General features: G+C 57.3%; 19 protein-coding genes and 2 pseudogenes. 15 read left to right on the forward strand and 6 right to left on the reverse strand.

Annotated elements, in window-relative coordinates; all coding sequences use genetic code 11:
* The first annotated feature begins 25 nt into the window (after positions 1-25).
* The 8 genes from AC19YY_RS16940 to AC19YY_RS16975 all read left to right on the forward strand — a co-directional run bounded on the left by AC19YY_RS16940 (position 26) and on the right by AC19YY_RS16975 (position 5647).
* Positions 26-1150 carry an alkene reductase gene (locus AC19YY_RS16940; RefSeq protein WP_044275549.1) on the forward strand — a complete coding sequence of 375 codons (1125 nt, stop codon included), beginning with the start codon at positions 26-28 and terminating at the stop codon, positions 1148-1150.
* Between the two features lie 106 nt (positions 1151-1256).
* Positions 1257-1562: an ArsR/SmtB family transcription factor gene (locus AC19YY_RS16945; RefSeq protein WP_017735055.1), complete on the forward strand. Its 306-nt coding sequence runs from the start codon at positions 1257-1259 to the stop codon at positions 1560-1562.
* Positions 1563-1626: 64 nt separating this feature from the next.
* A complete protein-coding gene (locus tag AC19YY_RS16950) occupies positions 1627-2595 on the forward strand; it encodes a TIGR03571 family LLM class oxidoreductase (RefSeq protein WP_133076933.1) in 969 nt (322 codons plus the stop codon).
* A 44-nt stretch (positions 2596-2639) separates the two neighbouring features.
* A complete protein-coding gene (gene acuI, locus AC19YY_RS16955) occupies positions 2640-3629 on the forward strand; it encodes an acrylyl-CoA reductase (NADPH) (RefSeq protein ID WP_069557592.1) in 990 nt (329 codons plus the stop codon).
* A gap of 42 nt (positions 3630-3671) precedes the next feature.
* Positions 3672-3944: a hypothetical protein gene (locus AC19YY_RS16960; RefSeq protein ID WP_133076934.1), complete on the forward strand. Its 273-nt coding sequence runs from the start codon at positions 3672-3674 to the stop codon at positions 3942-3944.
* Positions 3945-4366: 422 nt separating this feature from the next.
* A complete protein-coding gene (locus AC19YY_RS16965; protein WP_500604561.1) occupies positions 4367-4921 on the forward strand; it encodes a hypothetical protein in 555 nt (184 codons plus the stop codon).
* Complete coding sequence (locus AC19YY_RS16970) at positions 4876-5229, forward strand: c-type cytochrome (RefSeq protein WP_500604562.1); 354 nt, start codon at positions 4876-4878, stop codon at positions 5227-5229. Before AC19YY_RS16965 ends, AC19YY_RS16970 begins: the two co-directional genes overlap by 46 nt.
* 169 nt (positions 5230-5398) lie before the next feature.
* Entirely contained in the window at positions 5399-5647 is a 249-nt protein-coding gene (locus tag AC19YY_RS16975) for a 2Fe-2S iron-sulfur cluster-binding protein (RefSeq protein ID WP_133076937.1), read from the forward strand.
* Here the strand turns inward: AC19YY_RS16975 and AC19YY_RS16980 are convergent.
* From AC19YY_RS16980 to AC19YY_RS17005, 6 genes and pseudogenes are all read right to left on the reverse strand, one after another.
* Positions 5637-5873 (reverse strand): annotated as a pseudogene (locus tag AC19YY_RS16980) (hypothetical protein); the annotation flags it as partial. The gene AC19YY_RS16975 and the pseudogene AC19YY_RS16980 sit on opposite strands and share 11 nt — an antisense overlap.
* A 454-nt stretch (positions 5874-6327) precedes the next feature.
* Complete coding sequence (gene ltrA, locus AC19YY_RS16985) at positions 6328-7995, reverse strand: group II intron reverse transcriptase/maturase (protein ID WP_133076938.1); 1668 nt, start codon at positions 7993-7995, stop codon at positions 6328-6330.
* A gap of 774 nt (positions 7996-8769) precedes the next feature.
* Positions 8770-9024, reverse strand: a pseudogene (locus AC19YY_RS16990) (group II intron reverse transcriptase/maturase); the annotation flags it as partial.
* Between the two features lie 468 nt (positions 9025-9492).
* Positions 9493-11802 (reverse strand): molybdopterin cofactor-binding domain-containing protein, encoded by a 2310-nt coding sequence (locus AC19YY_RS16995; protein ID WP_133076940.1) that lies wholly within the window; start codon positions 11800-11802, stop codon positions 9493-9495.
* Positions 11786-12268: a 2Fe-2S iron-sulfur cluster-binding protein gene (locus AC19YY_RS17000; RefSeq protein WP_133076941.1), complete on the reverse strand. Its 483-nt coding sequence runs from the start codon at positions 12266-12268 to the stop codon at positions 11786-11788. The genes AC19YY_RS16995 and AC19YY_RS17000 overlap by 17 nt, the downstream gene beginning before the upstream one ends.
* Before the next feature lie 19 nt (positions 12269-12287).
* Positions 12288-13586, reverse strand: coding sequence for a c-type cytochrome (locus tag AC19YY_RS17005; protein WP_133076942.1), 1299 nt, complete (start codon positions 13584-13586; stop codon positions 12288-12290).
* A gap of 482 nt (positions 13587-14068) precedes the next feature.
* Here AC19YY_RS17005 and AC19YY_RS17010 point away from each other — a divergent pair, with 482 nt between their 5' ends.
* From AC19YY_RS17010 to AC19YY_RS17040, 7 genes are all read left to right on the forward strand, one after another.
* Positions 14069-16924 (forward strand): FAD-linked oxidase C-terminal domain-containing protein, encoded by a 2856-nt coding sequence (locus tag AC19YY_RS17010; RefSeq protein WP_133076943.1) that lies wholly within the window; start codon positions 14069-14071, stop codon positions 16922-16924.
* A 3-nt stretch (positions 16925-16927) separates the two neighbouring features.
* Positions 16928-18505, forward strand: a complete 1578-nt coding sequence (gene gshA / locus AC19YY_RS17015; RefSeq protein WP_133076944.1) for a glutamate--cysteine ligase — start codon at positions 16928-16930, stop codon at positions 18503-18505.
* A gap of 144 nt (positions 18506-18649) precedes the next feature.
* Entirely contained in the window at positions 18650-19042 is a 393-nt protein-coding gene (locus tag AC19YY_RS17020) for a VOC family protein (RefSeq protein WP_133076945.1), read from the forward strand.
* 214 nt (positions 19043-19256) lie between these two features.
* Positions 19257-19817, forward strand: coding sequence for a twin-arginine translocation signal domain-containing protein (locus AC19YY_RS17025; protein ID WP_034113299.1), 561 nt, complete (start codon positions 19257-19259; stop codon positions 19815-19817).
* 12 nt (positions 19818-19829) lie between these two features.
* On the forward strand, positions 19830-21398 hold the full coding sequence (locus tag AC19YY_RS17030) for a GMC family oxidoreductase (RefSeq protein WP_034113301.1): 1569 nt from the start codon (positions 19830-19832) through the stop codon (positions 21396-21398).
* Positions 21395-22189 carry a hydroxyacylglutathione hydrolase gene (gene gloB, locus AC19YY_RS17035; RefSeq protein ID WP_500604563.1) on the forward strand — a complete coding sequence of 265 codons (795 nt, stop codon included), beginning with the start codon at positions 21395-21397 and terminating at the stop codon, positions 22187-22189. Before AC19YY_RS17030 ends, gloB begins: the two co-directional genes overlap by 4 nt.
* 116 nt (positions 22190-22305) lie before the next feature.
* Positions 22306-22593 carry a c-type cytochrome gene (locus AC19YY_RS17040; protein WP_034113305.1) on the forward strand — a complete coding sequence of 96 codons (288 nt, stop codon included), beginning with the start codon at positions 22306-22308 and terminating at the stop codon, positions 22591-22593.
* The last annotated feature ends 98 nt before the right edge of the window (positions 22594-22691 follow it).

The following is a 22691-nucleotide window of genomic DNA, read 5'->3' on the forward strand; positions in this document are numbered from 1 at the left end:
AACGCAAATATATAGGTAGTTACACATGAAAGATTCCATTCTTTTCGAAAGCACCACGTTGGGCCCCTACAGCCTGAAAAACCGCATCGTCCTGCCGCCGCTGACCCGTTCGCGTAGCTCGCAGCCAGGCAACATTCCCAATGACCTGATGGCGACCTACTACCGCCAGCGTACCGGTGCCGGCTTCATGGTCACCGAGGGCACCCAGATCGAGCCGCGCGGCCAGGGCTACGCCTGGACCCCGGGCATCCACAGTGCCGAACAGATCCTCGGCTGGCGCAAAGTGACCGATGCGGTACACGCCGAGGGCGGCACCATCTTCGCCCAGCTCTGGCATGTCGGCCGGGTCTCTCACACCTCGTTGCAACCCAATGGCGAAGCCCCGGTGGCGCCATCGGCGATCCCGGCCGAGGGCGTCAGCGTATTCATCGAGACAGGTCCCGGCACCGGCGCCCTGGCGCCGCCTTCGATGCCACGTGCACTGACCGCCGCCGAGGTCAAGGAGCTGGTACAGCTCTATGCACAGGCCGCTCGCAACGCCCTCGACGCCGGTTTCGACGGCGTGGAAATCCACTCCGCCAACGGTTATCTTATCAACCAGTTCATTTCCGCGCACAGCAATCAGCGCGACGACGAGTACGGCGGCTCGTTGCAAAATCGTCTGCGCTTCCTCCGTGAGGTGACCCAGGCGGTGGCCGCGGTGGTCGGTAAAGACCGGCTCGGCGTGCGTTTCGCCCCGTTGTTCGCCAGCACCGACGAGGCCCGCGTATATCTCGGCCTGGTCGAAGAAAACCCACACGAGACCTATGTCGAAGCGGTCAAGGTGCTCGAAGAAGTCGGCATCGCTTACCTGTCGCTGGCCGAGGCGGATTGGGAAAACGCACCGGAGCTGCCGGAAAGCTTCCGCAGCGCGGTGCGCGAGGTCTTCAGCGGGCGCATCCTCTATGCCGGCAAATACACCGCCGAGCGAGGCAAGCGTGTGCTCGAGGCGGGTTGGGGCGATCTGGTCGCCTTCGGCCGTCCGTTCATCGCCAACCCGGACCTGCCCAAGCGGATTGCCAATGGCTGGCCGCTGAACCCGGTCGATCCGGCCAGCATGTACGGCGGAACTGCTGTCGGCTACACCGACTATCCGACCTATGGCGGATAGTCCGCTCGAGGTGCCGGCCCCCGAGCGATACGGTTCGGGGGTCGGCGCATTGTCGGTTGAGCGGGCATATCGTAATATCGCAAAAAATAGTTATCGTGCGTGACCTATGAGTATCGACGTAAGCGAAGCGCTGAAGGCGCTAGACAACCCAACCCGCCTGAACATCCTCAGTTGGCTGAAGGATCCGCGTCATCATTTCCCCGAGCAGGAGGTGGATCCTGAGCAGGTCGGTGTCTGCGTGAGCATCATCCAGGATCGGGTAGGCCTGTCGCAGTCGACCGTCTCGCTGTATCTCGCTGCCTTGCAGCGGGCGCAACTGGTGACCTCACAACGCATCGGTCCCTGGACTTATTACAAACGCCATGAGCAGAACATCGCGGCGTTCCAGGTGGCCTTGAAAGCGCTGATTTGATGCCTGCTCGCAGGCGTTTTTTCAGCCTTTAAAAATCTATATTTTGAAATATGTAGGAGAGAAGATGTTAACTCCGAATTCCATTCCCTATCAGCAACAACCTGGCTTTCAGCACACCTACCGCCAAGGCCGCCTGAGCCTAGGTCTTTTCTTCCCCCTCGAAGCCTTTACCGGCGATACGCCGAGTATGCTCGACCAAGTGAACCTGGCCCAACGCGCCGAGAAGCTGGGTTTCTCTGCCCTCTGGTTTCGCGACGTGCCGTTACGCGACCCCAGCTTCGGTGATTCGGGCCAGGTCTTCGATCCCTGGGTCTACCTGGGTTTTATGGCGGCACACACTCGCTCGATTGCGCTGGGCACCGCGTCGGTCATCCTGCCAATCCGCAATCCCCTACACACCGCCAAGGCCGCAACTAGTGTCGATCAGCTCAGCGGTGGCCGCCTGTTACTCGGCGTGGCTTCCGGTGACCGTCCAGTAGAGTTTCCGGCATTCGGTGTCGACCCGGAGCAACGCGACAGCCTGTTCCGCGAATACCTCAAGGTATTTCGCGAGGTTCAGCGCAGCAGTTTCGTGCCTTTGACCTGGTCCGGCGGCACGCTTGAGGGGGCCGATCTGATTCCCAAGCCGACCACGGCGGAAATTCCTTTCTTCGTCACCGGCCATAGCCGTCAGACGCTGGAGTGGATCGCCCGCTGCAGTCATGGCTGGATCAGCTATCCGCGTGCACCGAAGACTCAGCAGCTGATTGTCGAGGACTGGCGCACGGCGGTTCGTGCCGAATGTGGTGAACTGTTCAAACCCTTCACCCAGTCGCTATACATCGACCTGACAGATAACCCGCAGACACCACCTCGGCCGATCCACCTGGGCTATCAACTGGGGCGACATCACCTGATCCCGCTGCTGCACAGCTTGCAGGAGATCGGCGTTAACCATGTGATCATCAATTTGAAATACGGCCAACGCCCCGCAGGTGAGGTCATTGAGGAACTCGGTCAGTTCGTTCTACCTGACTTCGTCAGGTCAGCATAAGCCGGCGTGGTGAGGCATCAAATCATTATCCGTGGGGATTGCTCATGAGTTTCAAGGCAGTATTGCTTAACAAGGACCAGCAGGGGTTCTCTGCTCGTGTGACTGAGCTGGAGGATGAGGACTTACCGGCCGGTAGTGAAGTGCTCATCAGCGTTGAGTACTCGACCCTCAACTACAAGGATGCGCTAGCCCTGACAGATCACTCGCCTGTGGTACGTCAATGGCCCATGGTGCCCGGAATCGATGGCGCCGGCCTGGTGCTGGAAAGCGACGACCCGCGCTTTCTATCCGGTCAGCGCGTCGTACTCAATGGCTGGGGCGCCGGCGAGCGCCACTGGGGCTGTCTGGCCCAGCGTGCACGAGTACCAGCCGACTGGCTGATTCGTCTCCCCGACAGTTTAAGCACTTGGGCAGCCATGGCTATCGGTACGGCAGGATATACAGCCGCGCTATCGGTCGATGCCGTGCAGAAGCATGGCGTACAACCCGAGGACGGTGAAGTATTGGTTACCGGTGCAACAGGCGGTGTCGGCTCGATCGCCATAGCGCTGTTGGCGGCCCAAGGCTACCGTGTGGTTGCAGCCACTGGGAAACCTCAGGAGCGCTACTACCTCGAGCAGTTGGGCGCCACGGACATTATCGAGCGCGAGGAACTGGCGGCTCCCGGCAAGCCACTTCAGAAGGAGCGCTGGACAGCCGTGATCGATGCGGTCGGCTCGCATACCCTGGCCAACGCCTGCGCCCAGACCCGCTACCGGGGGATAGTCACCGCGTGCGGGCTCGTTCAAGGAATGGAGTTTCCCGCCAGTGTCGCCCCCTTCATTCTACGAGGCGTCACCCTTGCAGGAATTGATAGCGTCATGGCCCCCCACGAGTTCCGTGACGCGGCCTGGAAACGCCTGGACCGCGATCTCAACCGAGAGACTCTTTCGTCTCTCGCCGCAACCATTCCCTTGGACCAAGTTGTGGGGGCGGCGCAGAAGATCATCGAGGGCAAGCTTCGTGGCCGCTTAGTGGTCGACGTAAATGGATAGTCTGGCTACTCCTGTACACAGCTCTTCACCCACTCGATCGCCATGCACTTTCTCGTCGTCGACCACCGCTTGTTGGAGCTGCACAAGAGCTCTTTTCTCAGTACCGGTCGTTGGGTCCTCTCAGCAGCGATTCCTCTTGGCTGGGCCATTGGGCTGATGACGGTGATATCACCACCGATCGTGACATTTCTGCTCTCCTTTGTGGCCGGCAGCATGGTGTTGATGGTCATTCAGGAGGAGTTTTCGACGACAGGCTCAAGCTCTTTTCCGGCTTTTCTAGTCGGCATATGCCTCTATTCGGCGCTCGTTTCATGATTTAACCGCGCTGCGCCAACCTCAGATTTAGCTGCCGCACGTCAGCCTGAATGGACAGGAGCCGAGCACGGCTATACTCAGCCAGATCAGCTCTCCGGGCTAAGGAGGTCGGTCTTGATTAAGCGGATATACATCGGCTTGGCAATTCTGGTCGTCCTGGGTGCAGTGTTGTTTTTCGCCCTGGTCTGGCGGCCGACCATCGCCCCCATCGCTCCGGGCTCGGTTGCGGGCTTCCCTGCCGAGCTGGTTGCCAAGGGTGAAGCCTTGGCCGGCGCAGGCTACTGCGCGACCTGCCACGGGGTGAAGGGTGGCCAGCCCTATGCCGGCGGCTATGGAATGCCTACCCCTTCGGCGTCATCTATTCGACCAACATCACGCCCGACCCGGATAGCGGAATCGGCCGCTGGTCCGAGGCGGCATTCATGCGGGCCATGCACGAAGGCGTCTCCCGCGATGGTTCGCATCTTTATCCCGCATTCCCCTACGACCACTTCACCAAGGTCACCGACGAGGATGTGCGGGCGCTCTATGCCTTCCTCATGACGCGGGAGCCGGTGAGCGCGCCGGCGCAGCAGAATACTCTGCCGTTCCCGTTCAACATCCGTGCCCTGCAAGCCGGCTGGAAGCTGCTGTTTATGGACCAGGGTAGCTATCGGCCGGTCGCCGGCAAGAGCGAAGCATGGAACCGCGGTGCCTATCTCGCCGAGGGTTTGAGCCATTGCGCCGCCTGCCACACGCCACGCAATCTGTTGGGTGCCGAGAAAACCGCTGACGACAGCTACGCGGGCGCGATGATCGAAGGCTGGTTCGCGCCGGCACTGACGGCTGCCAATACCACACCGCTACCTGGACCCAGGATGAGGTGTTCACCTACCTGCGTAGCGGAGCAACCGCCCTGCACGGCGTTGCTGCGGGCAAGATGGCGGAAGTCGTGCACGACCTGGGCAGGCTTCCCGACGCCGATATCCAGGCGCTAGCCGTCTATTTTGCCGACCTCAACGGCTCCTCCACACTGCAGACCGGCAGCGCTGAAGCGCTGGCCAAAGCACTGGCGACCTCCGCTCTCGGCAGCCGCCTGGAACCCGACGCCGGCGCCGTCCTGTACTGGGCAGCCTGCGGGTCATGCCACTACAACAGCGCAACGACGCCCCTCAGCGTGCGACCGGAGCTTGCCCTCAACAGTGCGCTCACCGCGGCCACCCCCGGCACGTTCATCCATATCGTGATGGCTGGAATAGGTCTGGAAGAAGGCATCCCCAACGTGCTCATGCCGGCTTTCTCGTAGGCGCTGAACGATGGCGACATCGCGAAGATTGCCGACTATCTGCGCCGAACACGCACCGAGCTGCCCGTCTGGGAGCAGCTGGAAGCGAGGGTGGCGGCAATCCGCAGGGAAAGTGCTGGCTCTGCTGACCTGAGCCCTTGATGGAAACGTTGTTCGGAGTCGCAAGACCATGACCAGATTCGAACTCAATGGCCGGGACGTCTCGGTCAAGGTGGCCGAGGATACCCCGCTGCTTTGGGTGATCCGTGACGACCTCGGCCTGACCGGCACCAAATTCGGCTGCGGGATCGGCCTGTGCGGGGCCTGTACCCTGCACATCAATGGCCGCGCCATCCGCTCCTGCATCACCCCGCTGGGCGCCGTGGCCAATGCGCGGGTCACGACTATCGAGGGGCTCGATCCCAAAGGCCAACCATAACACCGTGGACGCCTTTCATAGTCAGCGCCTTGGCAAAATCGATAGAATTGATGCGTGCATGGGCATGAGGAGAGCGAACGATCGCGGCATGCAAGGTGCCGGGCGGGATCGCCGCATCGTCGGCGTATCGACCCAGGCCGCGCAAAAGGGCGGCGTCTTCGACACGCGCTTGCCGGGCACCGATATGGCCGGTGCTGGCTTTGGCGTCAGGCAGGTGACTGTTCATGTTTTCGGCTCTTGTTTTTATGCATCGCGGTCAGTTCAAACGCGATTGCTTTAGAGCCGAGTGTGAGAGAAAGGCCAGGGCAATGCCTTGCCTTGGCCGATGGAGTTCTGCGCGGGAGTCGGAAAATTTACCTTAGAGTCTGATCCCGGTTCGGACTGGATCCGTCCGGTAGAATGCGGGACCAAAAGAGGGAGCAGGAAACGGAAATTTTCGTACGCTAAGCAATTCAGATTGGTCAGGATTTTTTAAGATGACAAGAAATGTCAATGACTTACTGTTTTCAGCTGTGTCCGTTTGAAGGATACCCCGTCAGGCCGACCCAATAGGAGACGCGCTTAACGTACGATTGTTGGGTAGCCAGACGCGGTCACCCGCGCCCAGCCCCCGAGGAACTGAGCGTGCAAGTTTCCCTGCACTCAGCTCGAGCCTTTCAAAGGCATCTTTCGACACCCGGTTATACAACTTCTTTTTCGGCGTGCTGCCGCCTATGGCAATTGAGATGGTGCATTTGGAGGTTGTTTACCGCGTCAGTCCCACCATCTGACCGCTTCACAATGTGGCGACATGCCCACGGCGTTGATTTTGTGATGGGGTGATGGCAGTCGTGACAATTGCAGTCCTGCCCTAACCAGACTCGGTAAAACTTCGCGCGACCGCGTCCCGAGTTCAGCATTTTCTTGACCCATCGGGCTTCGAAATACGGTTCCCATTGCGAGTCGTGCGGGTTAGCAGCCGCTTTGATCTTGATGTGCCGTACAATTGGCGTATCAGATTCTCGCAGCAGACTGCGCTCCCCCTTAGTCCCATCTTCATCTTTTTCAGTTGCAGAAAACACCCAGTTGCGGGTGCCCTGGGACTTGAAATATTTCTTCTTGACCCAGCGCTTTCCCTTGTTCGGATGCCGTCTTAATGCCCATTGCCACAGCATTGACCAGACTATTGAATCAACTCGATTGAAGGTTGCCTTAGCGACTACGTGACAGTGATAATTGGCCCATCCCCGTAATATGGGATTAAGCAGTCTTATCAAATTTGCCTGTTTAGACGTCTTGTTGGCCTTGATGACTTCCCGGATTTTTCCTAAGTGCCCTTTGACATTTGCTTTCGACGGCTTAATCAGTAGCTTGCCGTTGTACTTGCGGAAGTTCCATCCGAGAAAGTCAAACCCCTCCCCGATATGCGTTATTTTGGTTTTTTCAGGCGACAGGTCGAGCCCACGTTCCGCCAAAAATTCCACCACGACGGGCTTCACCTCCAGCTCCAGCCATTCCTTCGAGCTGCCGGTAATAATGAAGTCGTCCGCATACCGTACCATGTTCATTTTCAAGCCTTTTCCTTTTCGTTTCACTGTCGGGAACTTCTCCGCCAGTCTCCTTTCGAGGCCATCCAATGTCATGTTCATTGCCACCGGTGAAATGAGTCCTCCTTGCGGAGTTCCGGCATCGGTAGGGAAGAGCTCGTTCTGATAAACGTATCCCGCCTTGAGCCACTTCCTAAAAACCACCATATCCGTAGGGATGTTGGCGGCCATCCAGTCGTGACTGATCTCGTCAAAACAGCCTCTAATATCGGCTTCCAGCACCCACTGCGCACTCGCGGTTTGCGCCAGAACAGTAAAACATTGCTCTCCAGCGTCAGCGGTTGAGCGTTTTGGCCTGAATCCATAGGAATTCAGGTCTGCAGTGGTTTCCGCGATAGGCTCCAGAGCTAGCAGATGTAATGCTTGCATGGCGCGGCACTTCATCACGGGTATGCCGAGAGGCCTCGTCTTTTTGCTGTTTTTCTTCGGAATCATTACCCTCCGAAGCGGAAGAGTCGAATAATCCCGTCTCTTCAATGACGCGATCGCATTGGTCTTTGCCGCCGGTGTTTTCCAAGTGACCTTGTCAACTCCGGGGGTGTTCTTGCCTTTGTTTTCAGACACCCGTTTAACGGCTAGTGCTTTGCCGCAAAATGAGTGGGTCAACAGCCACTGCAGGGCTTTCGCCTTATTGTGTCTGCCGGCCTGTACAGCCTTCACCATACGGGTCTGCAGCCGCCTTACCTGACGCTGGACTTCGGGCCAATTGATGCCGTCCCAGGCCACGCCGGAGGGTGCACAAGCTCGAGATGCAGCCTTCATTTGCTTTCCTTCCGCTAAGGTGGTTCTACAGATTCTCTGGTGAAGAAAGACCATAAGGAAGTGGGCCCGCTTTCGCGTGGGATGATGTTTCAACCCCTATCCGCCCCGCTACAGGGCGGCATTCGCTTTGTCCTCATTCCTGTTTCCGCACCGCCATAAGTAGACCTTACGGTCCGCTGTCCCACATGGGAGCGATACGGAGTTTCCACGTTCCGCCTGCTGAAGTGTGTCGGGTTAGGTGCCCGCTATTGACCGGAAGGTATATGGGTCACGAAGGCGCAGGAAAAAGGCGCTCTTCCCACCTCCATTGCCGTTTGGCTCAAGCGTGTTAGCCATTTCCGCTTGTTAGAATTCACGATCTTTAACGCGGGTTCAAATGTTTTCACCATACCAACTACCTAGCACTCATCCAGTTTATGGCTACCAGAAAGGTACGCATCTCACGATTGGTACCCCACGCCTTCCGGCGCTTCGTTGCATTGTCCGGGCCGCTCTTGATTCAGGCCCGTAGGTTCACCCGCTGACACGGACGGTTCCCTCCACTTAAGTGGGAACAACTTCTGCAAGCGACTTCGTGTCGCACTTTTCAGAACTCTGCGGGCTCCCCTAAAGGCGCTATCGCCGTACCGGACAAGCCACATCAATCGTTTTGGCGACTACACCCTGGACCTCGATCGGAAGATCAAACCGATTGACTACAAAATTCAGTTTTAGCTTTTAAATCATAAGCTTAATTGCATTTTGGCGAATTTGGCGCGAATCCCGGCCAACCCTCGTCATGCCATCGGCACCTGGCGCGCCCTTGTTGCTGACTACGCGGTGATAAGCACGCTTGAGGTTGGCGGGTGCAAGCACCCGCTCCATCAGCGTGTCCGGCTCCGCGTTCGTCCACGTCACAGACGCCGTCGATACCTGTGCGCTGTCAGCCGTCATCCTCGGATTCAGTCCGGGACTCGGAGTAACAGTCTTCTCTGGGAGAAATTTCTGCATTTCGGTATTCGACGAGACTCTGACGCCTACTGGCGGCATAACCTGTTCGGCCCTTGGTGGCAGAGTTACTTGCCACTTACCACGGCCTCGGCTGACTTCTGCACGCTCATCCCGTCGCCTCGCGGCGCTCGGTAGCACACTGGCAAACGTGCAGATCTCCAAGGGTAATTCGCGCGACCTTCCTGCTTATGCCTGTCGGATATACGTCGTAGCGTTCCGTGCAAGTATTGGGCTTTGATGATTATGGCCATCTCACCCCGCTACGCAGCCTCATCCGCTTCCTGTTCGTCAGGCCAGCATTTTGCCTAAGGCTTCCTTCAGATTCGCAGTCGCCCGCGACACCCTTGCCTTCGGCTAACACTTCCCCTTGCCGGGTGTGTAGAGGACTTCCACCTCCAAGTCATCCAACTCATCACCATAATGAGCTGAACAGCGCCAGTCACGGCGCTACGCGTCATGCCTGGTGCACCATGAAAAAGCCCGATGAAATCACCGGGCTTTACTGGTTTACACCTTGCTTAGTGCCGCCTTCACATCATCCGGCGTCATGGGCAATTTGCGTAAACGTACACCTACCGCGTTGTAAATGGCATTGGCAATGGCTGGGGCCACCGGCGTTACGGCAGGCTCACCCAAGCCGGACGGTGCTGCCTTGCTGGATATAAACTCGATTTTGATCTCTGGTGGCGTCTGCAACATACGCAGCGGCGTATAGGTATCAAAGTTGGAGTCTTTGAATTTACCTTTCACCAACTCGCTGCCTTCAAACAACGCCATCGATAGCCCCCATAATGCCGCGCCCTGACACTGGGCTTCGGCCCCATCGGGATCGACGATAATACCGGCATCCACGACGATATAGAGCTTCTGTACATCGACCAGGCCAGTGACTTTATCGACATGCACCTGCACGGCACAGGCAACCCAGGTGGGCATCTCCCTTTCCTGGCCAAAGGTCGAGGCAATACCCAACCCTGTACCTGTCGGCTGCTGCGTCCCCCAGCCAATCATGGCAGCGGCCTTTTTCAACACGGCAGCCTGACGGGAAGCACCACCAATGGCTATCGGACCACTGCCGGCATTGCGACCTTCGGCAGTCAACAAATCCAGGCGAAATACCAGCGGATCCTTGCCGACTTGGTGGGCCGCTTCGTCCATAAAGCTTTCCACAGCCCAGCCGGTCCAGCCGGCGCTTACCGAGCGCAGCCAGCCAGGACGGAACGAAGCGTTGGCCAGGTCGTTGGATACCGCGCGAACCCTCTGTGCGCCCACCGTGTACCAGTGATCGGCACCGGCGATGGCGAAGGGGTCGAACGGTTGGCCATTGATACCTTTGGGCATAAAGACCGGGACCATCACTTGCGTGGGCCAGCCCGCCGTCGCGTGGTGTTCCATGGCAATCACGCGCTTGTCCGCATCGAACGCCATCTTCAACTGCTGCACCGATGCGGAACGCGGGCTATCGAACTGCATATCCTGTGAACGGCTCATGACCATTTTTACCGGTTTGCCACCCAGCGCCTTCGACGCCAGCGCCGCCGGAATGGTGTAGTCACCGTTAAGGCGACGGCCGAAACCACCACCCAGCATGTAGGCGCGGATAGTGACCTGTTCTTCTTTCACACCCAGCGCGGTGGCCAGCACCGGCGTGATCAGGGACTGCCATTGGCAACCGGAATGGATCTCCCAGATATCGTCAGCGTTGCGAAAAGCCAATGCGTTCAGTGGCTCCATCTGCGCGTGCAGCACGGTCTGGGTGAGATACTCCTGTTCAACCGTGGACGCCGCTTTGCCGAAGACCGGGGCAGTGTTGGTGTCTCCAGTATCCAGAATGGCGCCTTTGGCGGCATCCTTCAGTAATTCTCGACCGTGATTGATGATATCCGCTTCAGACACCTTGGCAGCCTCGCCGACTTCCCAGCTGACCTTGACCAGACCGGCCGCTTTGTGGGCCGCATGGTAGCTGTCGGCAAGCACCATGACCCAGCCGGGCACCGTACCGCTGGGGTCATCGAGCACGAGTGTCTGTCGATAACCTTTCACCGCCTTGGCAGCCGTATCGTCCAGTTGCGTCACTTTGGCACCATATTGGGTCGGTGGCAGCAACGGGCTGGCATACACCATGCCCTCAACTCTGGCGTCAATACCGAAGACGGCGTCACCCGTGGTTTTGTTGGCAATGTCCAGCGAAGTGACCGGTTTACCCACCAGCCTCAGGTCGGCATCGGCCTTCAGTGGCAGCGCTTTCAGCTCCGCTTCGCTGAACTCACGGGTCACGCCCAAGGTGACCAGTTCGGCGTAGGAAATTTCCTGTTTTCCGCAAACCACCCTACCGCCGCGGGCCACACAGGAATCGGGCGAAACGCCCCATTTTTTGGCAGCCGCTTCAATCAATGCCACCCGTCCGGCAGCACCGGCCTGACGGTAAACCGGCCAGCTCTGGGACACCGACCAACTGCCGCCGGTCACCATCAGGCCCCATTTCCTGGCACTGTCCACATGGACGATTTCCACATTTTCCCAAGACACCTCCAATTCGTCCGCAAGGATTCGGGCGATGGAAGTACCCACGTGCTGGCCCATTTCGACCCGAATGATGTTGACCTTGACCTTGCCGGCGTTGTCGATGGAGTACCACACCGAAGGTTCGTAGATTGCGCCTTCACTGGGTAGCGCCGCGCCATCGGTCGTCGCAGGATCCATGGCCGCTAACACGCCGCGTGGAAAGCCAAAGCTGAGCCCCGCCAGGGTCATGGCAACCAGAAAGCCACGGCGAGTCATGCCTGTTGGTCCGCCCGTATTAAACAGCGCGCTCATCGTTAACCTCCTGCCTCATTGCAGCAGCCGCTTCATGAATCGCTTTGCGGATGCGTACGTAAGTCATGCAGCGGCAGACGTTGCCACTCATCACCGCATCGATATCTGCATCGGTCGGATCGGGAAAGTCGCTCAGCAGCGCGGCGGCCTGCATGATCTGACCAGGCTGACAGTAGCCACACTGTGGTACCTGCAATTTATGCCAGGCCACCTGCAACGGATGATTGCCTTGCTCGGACAAGCCTTCGATGGTGGTGACACTGGCACCCTCCACGGCGGAGACAGGCGTGATACAGGAACGGGTGGCTCGGCCACCAACGTGTACGGTGCAAGCACCGCAGGCACCAATACCGCAACCGAACTTGGTGCCGGTCATGTTCAATTCGTCACGGATAACCCACAGAAGAGGCATGTCTGTGTCCACGTCGGCAACTGTTGGCTTGCCGTTCAACATAAACCTGGCCATGGCTCACTCCTCCCGCGAATTAATGCTCAAACCGGGGCTGACGACGAATCTCAGCGACTTTCTGTTTCAGATCGGGCCATGGCTGTTCATTCGCCGTTTGTCGCAGGTAAGTGGCAATGGCTGTTATGTCGTCATCATTGAGCGCTTCGCGGAACTGAGGCATGACCACACCGCGAATCCCTTGATCGCTTCTGAAGCCATCGAGTATGACGTTGATCAGATTACTCGGATCGTCAAGATGAGTAGCGCTGCCCAGGGCCAGCAACGGACGGCCTTTCACCAGCTGGCTACTGCTGTAGTGGCAAGCAGAACAGGTGCTGTTATACAGCCGGGCACCATGATCGATCCGCAAGTCTGTGGTCTTGTGCTGTGCCTGGACAGCGGCCTGGAGTTTAGGACTGGCCGCTGGTTCGTTGTTGTTGTCACCCGCCAACTCGCCAAAGTAAACACTCAACGCTTTGATATCCGCGTCAGGCAAGGCAGACAAGCCCTCATGCACGACAGGCGCCATCGGGCCAGCGGCACTGCCGTGGAATAGAGAGTTGCCAGTACGCAGGTATTCATGGAAGTCCTGCACTCGCCAAGGCAGCGGCGACATGCTGGTGCGGGTCAGCGATGGTGCGACCCAGCCGTCAATCGATGCGCCTTCGTACATGTGACTGTATTTTTCGCCCCCCAGCGCATTACGTGGCGTATGGCAGGCACCGCAGTGGCTGATTCCCTGGGCCAAATAGGCACCGCGGTTCCATTCCTCAGACTTGTCGCTACGCTTTTCAAACGGATCGGTGTTGGCGAACAGCAGTTTCCAGCCTGCTTGCAGAAAGCGAAGATTGATCGGAAACGGAATACCGTTTTCCTTCTTCTGCTGATTGATCGCCGGCACGGATGACATGAGGAAGGCATAGACAGCCTTGATATCGTCATCCGTCATTTTATTGAAGTGCTCGAACGGGAACGCCGGCAACAAGTGATGACCATCGCGGCTGACACCGGCACGCATGGCGCGGATAAACGCCTCTTCTGACCAACGACCGATACCCGTGTCAGGGTCCGGAGTGATGTTGCTGGAGTAGATGGCACCGAACTGGGTGTTCATCTGATAGTTACCCGCGTACTCCTGACCACCCGGGGTAGTGTGACAAGTACGGCAGTAACCGGCAGCGGCCATGATTTTGCCGTGCTCGACCATGTCCGAAGGGAATAGGTTCCTGGTCGGGGGTGTAATGGATCCGATTTCCGGATGCCAAGCGTAAATTCCGAACAATACAGCTCCGGCAACCCCTATACCAATGATGCTGACAAAAATGCGCTTAAGCATTTCACATCACCCCACAGGTTAATGCGTGCATTAAAGGGAGAGCGCAACCCTCTTGGACATTCCGTGTTTTTTGGGTAATCAGTGCGATACAGTGATTGAATCAGAGCGTTTCATTATGACCCTTGGCGGGATTTTGCCCAGCGTTTTTTGGAGCGTTTACAACCCGTCAGGAAAATCCCTCCATCACCACGACAGGTCTGGAACTTCGAACGCGCAACGCATAGTAGTACCAGGCTATTACCCTCCCGCTGCGCGATACCTGCATGATCTGGAACAAGGATCATCACCCTACCTGCAATCGCCCTTCAATCTCTCTGCAACCGGCTAATGGCCGTGTTTACACCCAAGCCGTCAAAGGCCCGGTGTTCCAGGAAAAACGAACGAAGATCGATACAACGATCACAAAAATGCAGGCCTGCTCACCCAGGGGCTTGTTGCCACTGAGATGAGTCATTGCCCTGCCCCACCTCGCCGGAGGATCTGTGAGCCTGCCTGTCAGATTTCGTGAAGCTGTAAATACAATAATTCCGCGTGCGCGGCGATTCGATGACGAGCTGTCCACCCTGGCTTTCGGAACGGATGCCAGCTTCTATCGCCTGATTCCGCAACTGGTGATTCGCGTCGAGTCCGAAGATGAAGTGGTGGCGCTGCTGCAATTGGCACAGCGCGACCGGGTTCCCGTGACCTTCCGCGCCGCCGGCACCAGCCTGTCCGGGCAAGCCATCAGCGATTCGGTGTTGATCGTGCTTGGGGATAACTGGAACGGTCGCGAGATCCGTGGCCAAGGCACACAGATCCGCCTGCAACCGGGGGTGATCGGCGCGCAGGCCAATGCCTGGCTGGCACCGTTCGGGCGCAAGATCGGCCCGGACCCGGCCTCGATCAACGCCTGCAAAATCGGCGGCATCGTGGCCAACAATGCCAGCGGCATGTGCTGCGGCACGGCGCAAAACACCTATCACACCCTGGCCGGCATTCGTCTGGTGCTGGCCGACGGCAGCCGTCTCGATACCGAAGACGCCACCAGTGTCGCGGCGTTTCGCGCCAGTCATGGCGACCTGCTGGAGCGCCTCGCGACCTTGGGCCGCGAGACCCGCGCCAATGCCGAACTGGCCGCGAGAATTTGCCACAAATACCGTCTGAAAAATACCACCGGCCTGTCACTCAACGCCCTGGTGGATTATGACGAACCTGTGGATATCCTGAGCCACTTGCTGGTGGGCTCCGAAGGCACCCTCGGCTTCATCAGCGCAGTGACCTACGACACGGTGATCGATCACCCGAACAAGGCCTCGGCGCTGATCGTATTCCCGGATGTGGAAACCTGCTGCAACGCCGTCACCGTGCTCAAAAGCCAACCGGTGTCAGCGGTAGAGTTGTTGGACCGCCGTAGCTTGCGCTCGGTGCAGAACAAGCCCGGCATGCCCGCTTTCGTACAACAGCTGTCGAACAATGCCTGCGCCCTGCTGATCGAATCCCGCGCGGCATCTTCCTCGTTGTTGCAGGAACAGCTGGCGCAGATCATGGCGTCGCTGTCCTCGTTCCCGGTAGAGAAGCAAGTCGATTTCACCGAAGACCCGCTGGAAAACGCCCGGCTCTGGGCGATCCGCAAGGACACCTTCCCCGCCGTCGGCGCGGTGCGCAAAACCGGAACCACGGTGATCATCGAGGACGTGACCTTCCCGGTGGAACAACTGGCCCTCGGCGTGAACCGGCTGATCGAGCTGTTCGACAAACATCACTACGACGAAGCGATCCTTTTCGGACACGCACTGGAAGGCAATCTGCACTTCGTCTTCACCCAGGGCTTCAACAGCGCGGAAGAAGTCGCACGCTACCAGGCGTTCATGGACGACGTGGCGCAACTGGTGGCTGTCGAGTTCGGCGGTTCGCTCAAGGCCGAGCACGGTACCGGGCGCAACATGGCACCCTTCGTCGAACTGGAATGGGGCAGCGACGCCTACCAGTTGATGTGGCAGCTCAAGCGCCTGCTCGATCCCAACGGCATTCTCAATCCGGACGTGGTGCTCAGCGAAGACCCGCAAATCCACCTCAAGCATCTGAAACCGCTGCCGGCCGCCGACGAGATCATCGACAAGTGCATCGAATGCGGCTTCTGCGAGCCGGTCTGCCCCTCCAAAGGCCTTACCTTGAGCCCGCGCCAGCGGATCGTGATCTGGCGGGACATCCAGGCGAAGAAACGCGCCGGGGTCGACACCCGCGAACTCGAAGCGGCCTACGAATACCAGGGCATCGACACCTGCGCCGCCACCGGTCTTTGTGCGCAACGCTGCCCTGTAGGAATCAACACCGGCGAGCTGGTGAAAAAGCTTCGTGGCCAGCACGCCACCCATAAGAAAACTGCCAACTGGCTGGAGGGAAATTTCGCCACGGCGCTGCAAGGTGCGCGTTTCACCCTGCACGTGGCCAATGGCGCACGGATGTTGCTGGGTGCGCCACGCCTGGCAAAGTTATCCGCAACCTTGACGCGCTTGTCCAAAGGCCAGGTTCCGCAATGGACCAACGCCATGCCACAGCCGGAAAAAGCCATTCGCTTCAGCCCGACAGTGAGCGACGAACGCCCGCGCGTGGTGTACCTGGCCGCATGCGTTTCACGGGCGATGGGGCCGGCGGCGGGCGACAAGGAACAAATGTCGCTGTACGACAAGACCCGCGGCCTGCTGGAAAAAGCCGGTTACCAGGTGGTCTTCCCGGACAACCTGGACAACCTCTGCTGTGGCCAGCCGTTCGCCTCCAAGGGTTATGCTGAACAGGCCGAACACAAACGCCAGGAACTGATTGGCGCCCTGCTCCACGCCAGCCGTGGCGGACTCGACCCGATCTACTGCGACACCAGCCCCTGCACGTTGCGCCTGATCCAGGACCTGGGCGAAGTACGCCTGGACCTGTACGACCCGGTACGTTTCATTCGTACGCACCTGATGGATCGACTGCAGTTCACGCCGCAGGAAGCGCCCATCGCGGTGCATGTCACCTGCAGCACCCAGCACCTTGGTGAAAGCCAGGCGCTGATCGATCTGGCGCGCAAATGCAGCAACAACGTGGTCATCCCCGAAGGCATTCATTGCTGCGGGTTTGCCGGCGACAAGGGCTTCACCACTCCCGAACTGAATGCACATTCACTGCGCACTCTGAAAGATGCGGTGCAGTACTGCAGCGAAGGCATTTCCACCAGTCGCACTTGTGAGATTGGCCTGAGCCAGCATGGCGGGATCGATTATCACGGGCTGGTGTATCTGGTGGACCGCGTGACCCGAAAAAAGACTGGAACAGCAGGACAACCGGTCTCATCAACCCAACTGTGCGCGCAGGAATGACCCTTGAGTGATCTTCTGTTTCGTCGACAAAGGCTGCTGGCGCAACCGGCCCATTACGACCTGTTGAGTCAATGCCTGAGAGGGATTGAGCGCGAATGTTTGCGCGTGGATTGCGAGGGACTCCTTGCACTGACACCGCACCCTGTCGCACTGGGTTCGGCACTTACCCATCCGCAGATAACCACCGACTACTCCGAATCCTTGCTGGAATTCATCACTCCGGCCATGCCGGGGGCAGTGGAATCCTTGGCCTGCCTGGAGCAAATCCACCGATTCGCTTGCAGCAACCTTGAAGGGGAATTTCTGTGGAGCCTGTCCATGCCATGCCCCCTCCCGGAAGAAGAAAACATACCGATCGCCTTTTACGGCACTTCACATACAGGGCAGTTGAAATATCTTTACCGCAAAGGATTGGCCTTGCGCTATGGCAAAAAAATGCAGTGCATTGCCGGCATTCATTACAACTTCTCGATGCCCGAAGCGCTCTTCGCGCTTCTGCAACGGGAGGAAGGTGATACGCAGGCCCCGCAGGATTATCAGTCAGCGTGCTATATGGCCCTGATTCGTAATTTCAAACGCTACAGCTGGTTGCTGATGTATCTGTTCGGCGCCTCCCCAGCGGTGGAGTCCAGCTTTCTCAAGGGAAGCGCGCACGCACTCGAACGGCTCGATGAGCACACCCTCTACCTGCCCTTTGCCACCAGCTTGCGCATGAGCGATCTGGGTTATCAAAGCCGAGCCCAATCCGACCTCAATCCGAGTTATGACACCCTTGGCAATTACATGGAAATGTTACACCGTGCGGTCTCCACGCCCCACCCAGGCTATGAGGAAATGGGGACTCACCAGGCGGGCGAACGAGTGCAGCTGAGCACTCACACACTGCAGATTGAAAACGAGTTCTACGCTAGTATCCGCCCCAAACGGGTGACAGATATCGGCGAAAGACCGCTTCAGGCGTTGTTGTCACGGGGCATTCAATACGTGGAAGTGCGCTGCCTGGACATCAATCCATTTATGCCAGCGGGAATGGATCTTGTCCAAATGCGCTTTCTCGATGCGTTTTTGTTGTTTTGCGCGTTGCAGGACAGTCCGCGACTGAGCAGTGATGAGCAACTGCATGCCGATCAAAATTTCCTCAAGGTCGCCAAAGAAGGTCGTCGACCCGGGCTGCAACTGCTGAGGGAAGGACAGAACACCGATTTGAAAACCTGGGCTTGCGACTTGTTGGAGAGCATTCAGCCACTCGGCGCGTTGCTGGATCGAAGCCACGCTGGCGACCTCCATACCGAGGCCGTCCAATCACAGCGAGACAAGGTCGAAAACTGCACCCTGACGCCTTCGGCACAGGTGCTGGAGGCGCTGCGAAAACGAAAATCGAGTCTGGCGCGGTTCGGCCTTCTTCAGAGCAAGCAGCACGCCGAATACTTCAAGGGTCTGGCCGGCGACGAAGAGTCGAATCTGGAGGCGCTGAGCGTCACCTCAAGGCTGCACCAGCAAGCGCTTGAGCGAGCCTCCATAGGCGAATTGGACGCCTATGTCCAAACTTACATCAGCCGTATTTCTCAGCTCCACTCGTGATCATTTTCAATGGGCGCAGAAACTCTTTGCCCCTGTTTAAACGTAGTAATCCTCTATTACCCACCCGGGCCATGTTCGCCTCATCATGAAGTCGAATGGGCTTGACCCAAAATCCAAGAATCACGAAAAACGCAGGTAGATGAAATGGCAAAGTTTATTCACACCATGATTCGCGTGGGCAACCTCAACCAATCCATGAAGTTCTATCAGGAAGTGTTTGGTCTCATAGAAACTCATCGCCTGGAGTTCGACGATTTTTCCCTGGTCTACCTGCGAGATATCGAGAGCGGCGCAGAAATCGAACTGACCTGGAACAAGGGACAAAGCGAATACACCCATGGCAGCGGCTACGGTCATGCCGCCTTTGTCGTCGAGGATCTGGACCAGCAATTCAATCGGCTGCTGGATCTGAATTTGTCTCCGACCCCTATCAAGGAATTCAAAAGAGATGGCGTTCTGCTAACACGATTCTTTTTTATTCAGGATCCCGATGGTTACAAAATCGAAGTATTGCAACGGGGTGGTCACTACCAATAAAGAAGTTCGAGCACCGAAATTTCGATGGCCTGGACAACTGCCAGCCCAGAACACTCAAGATGGTTTTACTTTGCAACGCGAATGCTTTCTTAAAGCAAACGCCTGATTGGATTGGTCTGATGTGGTAACCCGCTCTTACCTCTCTCGTTAGACCACCCTCCACGATTCGACCGTGACGCTGTCACTCCTTATAAAAATAAAAAGGAGACATTTCATGCACGACGTAAAGATCAACCGTCGCCGTTTTCTGCAAGGAAGCGGTGGGCTGTTGCTAGGCACGCTCCTGTTCGGTTCCGGCCCCATCGCCCTGCTGGCTCCCAGCCGTTCATGGGCCATGGAAATGAATACCCTGAGCAGCGATGTCGCGGCGAAGTTACTGCTGGTGATACGCCGTATCTACCCCCATGACCGTATGGAAGATGCTGTCTACGCCTTTGCCGTAAAGGCGCTCGACGAGCGAGCAGCCACCGATCCCTCGGTGCTCCCCCTGCTTGATAAAGGTCTGTCCGACCTGGATCGACTGGCGGGTGGTCATTGGTCAAGCCTCGATGAAAACAGACAAGTCGCCCTGCTTGAAGACATTCAACATTCCGACTTTTTCATCCTGATCAGAAGCACCTCGGCCCATTCGCTCTACAGCAATGAGCTGGCTTACCAGCATTTCGGTTACGAAGGCGCCTCCTTTCCTAAAGGCGGATATCTGATGCGTGGCTTCAATGATCTGAAGTGGCTGCCTGCCGCTCCAGCAGACGCCAGTCCCAGCGCTTTTTCTTGAGGAGTAACGAGCATGACAACCTACAGTTTTGATGATGATTCCGTTGTAGTAATCATAGGTTCCGGTGCTGGTGGCGGGACACTCGCCAACGAGTTGTGCCAAAAGGGCGTACCGGTAGTTCTTCTCGAAGCGGGTGAGCGTCAATCCTCTGCAACCTTCATCAATGATGAATGGCCTTCTTTTCAACAACTGTCCTGGGGCGATACCCGCACTACGTCAGGCACTTGGCAGATTGCCAAAGACTTTCCCAATCTCCCCGCGTGGATCTGCAAAACGGTGGGTGGCACCACCTCTCATTGGGCCGGAGCAAGCCTCCGCTTACAAGAACACGAGTTTCGGGCACGGCAGACTTACGGCGAAGTAAAAGGCGCCAACCTACTGGATTGGCCGTTGACCTTGGCTGAGCTGGAGCCCTATTACACCCGCGCTGAGGACAAGATGGGGGTCACTCGCACCAACGACATTCCTGGACTGCCCGGCAACAACAACTTCCAAGTGATGTACAACGGTGCAATGAAGCTCGGTTATAAACATTGCTCGACTGGGCGCATGGCCATCAACAGCCGTGCCCGTGCAGGACGCGCGCAATGCATGCAGCTAGGCTTCTGCTTTCAAGGCTGCAAAATGGGGGCGAAGTGGTCAACGCTCTACACTGAGATTCCAGCCGCCGAAGCGACCGGCAAGCTTGAATTGCGAACGCAAGCCCATGCGGTTCGTATCGAACATGATGCCAAAGGACGTGCCAGCGCCGTTGTATACGCTGATGCTAAGGGTCAATTGCACCGGCAGAAAGGCCGCGTCATCGCGATAGCGGGCAATGCAATTGAAACACCTAGATTGCTCTTAAACTCCTCCAGCACATTGTTTCCGCACGGACTGGCCAACGGATCAGGCATGGTCGGCAAGCATTACATGCGGCACACCACCGGCTCCGTTTTCGCCGAGTTCAGCGATCCTGTGCACTTCTACCGAGGCACGATCATGGCGGGCCTGATCAGTGACGAAGTGCATTTCAATCCTGATCGCGGCTTTGTCGGCGGCTACGAAATGGAAACCGTCTCTCTTGGGCCATCGTTCATGGCGGCATTTTTCAATCCTGGTGCCTGGGGCAGAAATTTTACCAGTGTCATGGACAATTACACTCATCTTGCCGCCATGTGGCTGGTGGGCGAAGACATGCCTCGTGAGAGCAATCGCATTACATTGAGCAATAGCACCAAGGATCGTTTCGGGATACCAGTGGCCAACGTTCACTACGACGACCATCCCAATGACATTGCCATGCGTGAACACGCCTTCAAACAAGGCAGCGCGGTATACGAAGCAGTTGGCGCACTCAAGACGCACCGGGTTCCGCCTTACCCTTCCACCCATAACATGGGCACGTGTCGCATGAGTCTCAAAGAGGCGGATGGTGTCTGCAATAAACACGGACAGTGCCATGAGGTGCCAAACCTGTTCATCTCGGACGGGAGCCAGTTCACAACCAGTGCCGCGGAGAACCCGACCCTGACAATCGTAAGCCTGGCCATTCGACAAGCCGACTATATAGCCGAAGCCCTCAAGGCCAAAGCGGCATGACGGCGCAAAAAACAAGCGGCATGGAAGTCCTCGAGTTGAGGGCTTTCACCGACAATTACATTTGGCTGCTGCTCAACCCAGATGAGAAACACTGCGCAGTCGTCGATCCTGGGGATGCTCAACCTGTCATCGACTGGCTGAACGAGCATCCGCAGTGGACGCTTGGCGATGTGTTGATCACCCATCATCATCATGACCATGTCGGCGGTATTGATGAGCTCAGGCAACAGTACAACGTCAACGTGATCGGGCCGGCACAGTCGTCAATCCCAGGTCTGGACCTGGTCGTGGGCGACAATGATGAAATCAAGGTGCTCGGACGTACTGTGCGGGTCATTGCCGTACCAGGACACACCTTGGATCATGTCGCCTTTTTCCCGCCGGATGAACTACTCCTGTTCAGTGGCGATACACTATTCGCTGCAGGATGTGGCCGACTATTTGAGGGAACCGCCGGGCAGATGCTTGACTCACTGGAGCGTCTGGCGGCATTGCCCGATGCCACGCGCGTCTATTGCGCGCATGAATATACCTTGGGGAACCTGCACTTCGCTCAAGCTGTAGAGCCCAATAATAAGGAGATAGCCGAACGCTTATTGGAGGTAGAGGCGGCACGGGCTCGCGGAGAATGCACCCTTCCCTCGGCGATTGGCTTGGAAAAGGCCACCAATCCGTTTCTACGAACGTCTATCCTTGATGTTCGTACGGCGTCACAAAACTATGCTCAGGCGAGAATTGAAACGCCCGCCGCGTGTTTGCAATCGTTGCGTGATTGGAAAAACGGTGTTTAGTCCGTCAACTGGCCTGTCTCTCGGCCAATTACTACCATCCTCACTCATTGTTTACGAATGGGCAGTGGTGCTCTGAGCGGTAGTGTCAAAAATAAAAACAATCGATGAGATCTACGATGAACAAGATTCTGGCAGCAGCCTTTTTACTCGTAATATCCAGTGCCCACGCGGCTCAAGAGCCAGAGGCAGTCTTCAATCGGTCGTGCGTCATGTGTCATAACGGTCAATTGCCTATGGCTCCCAAAAAGGGAGACCACGCCGCTTGGAAACCTCGTCTGGACAAGGGCTCGGACGTGCTTCTAAAAAACGTCACCGAAGGTTTGAACGTTATGCCACCTCGTGGGCTGTGCATGGATTGCAGTCCGGAGGATTTGGCAGCTGTCATTGCCTGGATTTCGAAGTAAACTCGTTGGCACAGGCCACGGCCCCCTCTGACTGGAACGCTAAGTGTAGTATTGGCCTATTACCTCTCTTTCCCTAAAGAGGGAAATAATCTAGCTTT

Source organism: Pseudomonas sp. MF09156 (genome assembly GCF_059862305.1).